General features: G+C 33.0%; 5 protein-coding genes. All 5 read left to right on the top strand.

What is annotated here, in order from left to right; genetic code table 11:
* Nucleotides 1–228: hypothetical protein (locus F597_RS21385; RefSeq protein ID WP_044060512.1), on the top strand; the 228-nt coding region annotated here is incomplete at its 5' end.
* 200 nt (nt 229–428) lie between these two features.
* On the top strand, nt 429–830 hold the full coding sequence (locus F597_RS22670) for a hypothetical protein (RefSeq protein WP_019541468.1): 402 nt from the start codon (nt 429–431) through the stop codon (nt 828–830).
* 55 nt (nt 831–885) lie between these two features.
* Nucleotides 886–2,091 carry a 6-bladed beta-propeller gene (locus F597_RS0119710; protein WP_081624427.1) on the top strand — a complete coding sequence of 402 codons (1,206 nt, stop codon included), beginning with the start codon at nt 886–888 and terminating at the stop codon, nt 2,089–2,091.
* 146 nt (nt 2,092–2,237) lie between these two features.
* Nucleotides 2,238–2,729: a hypothetical protein gene (locus F597_RS0119705; RefSeq protein ID WP_019541466.1), complete on the top strand. Its 492-nt coding sequence runs from the start codon at nt 2,238–2,240 to the stop codon at nt 2,727–2,729.
* Between the two features lie 47 nt (nt 2,730–2,776).
* Nucleotides 2,777–3,076, top strand: a complete 300-nt coding sequence (locus F597_RS21375; protein WP_019541465.1) for a hypothetical protein — start codon at nt 2,777–2,779, stop codon at nt 3,074–3,076.
* The last annotated feature ends 241 nt before the right edge of the window (nt 3,077–3,317 follow it).

Raw genomic sequence — 3,317 nt, 5'->3', positions numbered from 1 at the left:
TTCATAATACTGGGAGTGTCTGCGGTGGTAGTATATTACCCTATCCTTAATAATCAACTGCTCGATTTCTGGGACGACCAATGGGTCGTGATGAACCAGTATACCGAAGGGGATTCTTATAAAGGTGTTTTTCAGCGGTTACCTGTATATTTCGGGATTTATATCTACCAACGCACGTACACGTGGTATAATACGGATACGTTGAAACAAGAATTAAGAAGTTACTGAAACAACAGAATGATTATCATATATTTATCCTAATAATGAGTGATGGATCAACAATCAAAAAAAGATAACCGCATGAAAACAGATTTTGCTTTTTATGAAAAGTCGATCTTCCGACAATCCCGTTATCAAACGGGATGAAAGTAATTATTAAGCAATTTATTGATTCTAACCATATTATTAATAACTAAACAATTAATAAAATGAAAAATATCAAATTTACTATTTTAGGTGTGACAACCTTACTGTTTGCGCTTACCCTGAACTTCAAGCATGCATTGAATGACTACGGAGTAGTAGATAATAAATTGCATGTGGAAGTATTGGCGCAGTCAACTACCTCCGGGGGTGGAGGTAGTTCCGGGGGTGGAGGTAGCTCCGGAGGTGGAGGTAGCTCCGGAGGTGGGAATGAAGGATGTCAAGGATATCTTGTAGATTCATACAAAACTACTCTTTATAATGGTTATTATACAATGACCTATTCATATTCATGCACTCCAGGATGGGGTATGGACTGTGCATCGGGGAACGTTGTCAGCTTCTTCACTTCTGATGGTTATTATATTGGTACTGATGACAAAAGAACTTCTGTTCATTGCATATAAATCTATCACAAAGAGGGCTTGACATTGACAAGCCCTCTTGATATACAACTAACTTATGAAAAAAAAATATTGTTCATTTTCTATATTGGTATTGGTTCTGGTTACAATTGCATCATGTAAAAAAAATCACAATTCAGTTCCTATTAGTTCGGAGTATATTGAAATAAATCTAGATGAAATAAAAAAAGAAGACACATTACTCTTATCCCAGATCTTCAATAATATTGATGTCATTCAATTAAGTGATGAAATACTTATTGGAGAAATAAGTAAGATATTGATTCATGATGAAGAACTATTTATTTTGGATAAACTATCCAGTGCTGTTTTTATTTTTGACAAAAAGGGGAATTACAAGAAAAAGATTGGATCAAGAGGGGCAGGCCCCGGCGAGATGTTAAGGGCTTTTGATATGTCTGTTGACAAAAAAAACAATTGTATCTATATCTCAGATATTCAGACACAAAAGATCAAAAAATACAATATTAAAGATGGAATATTCCAATCATCGATATCCCTGTCTTCGAATATGCCGATGTGCTCATATATTTTTTATGAGAATGACACTATATATCTGACTCAATTCGATCCAAGTAAAAAGGATACAGAATATTTATTTAGAATACTCCCTGTGGATGAGGAAGATAATAACTTTATAATTCCGACCCTTAGTAATAAGTCTTGGGATAATGCTCTGACAAATTATAACGGACCTTTTCTATTGAAATGGGATAATAAACCCTTATTATCCCACTTGTTTATGGATACAATATATGAATATTCAAACAACCGGCCAACGCCATATATAGTTTTGAGTGGATATGAAAAGAATTTTTTTATCCCGAACGATTTATCCGGGTTAGACGTCAATAACAATCCTATGGATATGATAAAAATTCTTGGAATGAACAAATATTTTGATATTCATCATTTTATGGATACGGACGATTTTATCTTCTTTAGATTGAACAAAGGGAGCAAACCCCATAATATCTTATACGATAAAGGGAATTCGTCTGCAAAAAAAATAGAATCTATTTATGAAGATTTATTTTTTAATCATGTCAATATTAATCAACTCCCTGTAAATTATGGTATCAAAGAAGATAAATCTGTTCTTTATTATATCGGACCGAGGGATTGGGAGACTATGATAACATCATCGAACCTTATTAAGGATGAATCCTTATTAAACGGTTTGAAAAACATAAAAGACAGTGATAGTTTTAATGGTTTTATTTTGTGTTATGAAATTAAGTAGAAAGAATATTCTTTCAAATCACAAAAGAAAATTCTCTGAAGGACTGAATCCAGTTATAATATATGAAAAATAAAATTTTCTGTTTTTTCGCAATACTAATTGGTATAATATCCATCTCTGTCTGTTTATTAAACAACAGAAATAAAATGGGATATACGACTATTCATGAAAATTTAGATAATTCTTTTTTTAACAATATCATTAATGCTTCAAATGTATATTATAACTATTATCAAAATAAAGAACATTTGAAAATAGATAGTTTTCCTAAATTAATATACAGATATCATGAGTATTCATGTGACGCCTGCATTTATAAAGAATTATCTTTAATCCATGATTTAATGAAAGAAATAGGAAGAGATAGGATACTTATATTACCCTCATATGAATTTTCCAGAAGCAACATTATTAGACTAAAAAATGATTTAGCTGATTTTGAATATTTTAATTTGTCTCTTGAGAGTTTAAATATTCCTAAAAACATCGAAGGAGGTTATAGTAGATACTTTTTCATAGTGAATAATACAGAAAAAATAGAATTGGTTTTTTTTCCTTCTATAAGCAGTCTAGATAAAACTAAATTATATCTAGATACAATAAAAAATAGATTTTTAATCACCCCAGTAAAAAATTAAACAGAAAAAAATAGAGAAACCGAATATCCCAATGGTGGCTAATAAAAATGAATAAATTTTACCGGGTATTTATCGGCGAACCATGCCGTGTTTCCAGTACCAGTATGGAAATCGACCATTGGGACTGGCGATTGGTTGTGGATCGGCAAGATCAGCTATGGAGGCTATATACCTGTTCGGTGGTCAGATATTCAGCTTGTAGACATCTTCACATGGATTCCCTCTCTGCGAAGAAAGATATGGAAACGAATTGGGGATACCACTGTTCTGCAGGATTAAAGATGCCTCAAGAAAACGATCTTATTGTCTTTAAAAATCCTGAAAACAAAGAAGGATTACTGGTGTAACGAATTTCTCAAAAACTGCAATGGTCCGTATGCAGAAAGAGTCCCTCTGATTCCCACTGTCGACAGGTGGTACCTGCCGACAGAATGAAACGCAATTCGTTCTCTTATGGAAACACGAATACATTCCATCTCTTTTTCCCGTCACCTGTATTTCATAATACTGGGAGTGTCTGCGGTGGTAGTATATTACCCTATCCTTAATAATCAACTGCTCGATTTCTGGGACGACCAATGGGTCGTG

Origin of the sequence: Proteiniphilum acetatigenes DSM 18083, assembly GCF_000380985.1 — a bacterium.
GTDB lineage: Bacteria > Bacteroidota > Bacteroidia > Bacteroidales > Dysgonomonadaceae > Proteiniphilum > Proteiniphilum acetatigenes.
The sequence above is the reverse complement of the archived record's forward strand: the minus strand, read 5'-3'. Positions and strand labels throughout refer to the sequence as shown.

Coding starts and splice junctions, on each gene's coding strand:
- F597_RS22670 (WP_019541468.1), top strand. CDS start 429: ATGAAAAATATCAAATTTACTATTTTAGGTGTGACAACCTTACTGTTT.
- F597_RS0119710 (WP_081624427.1), top strand. CDS start 886: ATGAAAAAAAAATATTGTTCATTTTCTATATTGGTATTGGTTCTGGTT.
- F597_RS0119705 (WP_019541466.1), top strand. CDS start 2,238: ATGGGATATACGACTATTCATGAAAATTTAGATAATTCTTTTTTTAAC.
- F597_RS21375 (WP_019541465.1), top strand. CDS start 2,777: ATGAATAAATTTTACCGGGTATTTATCGGCGAACCATGCCGTGTTTCC.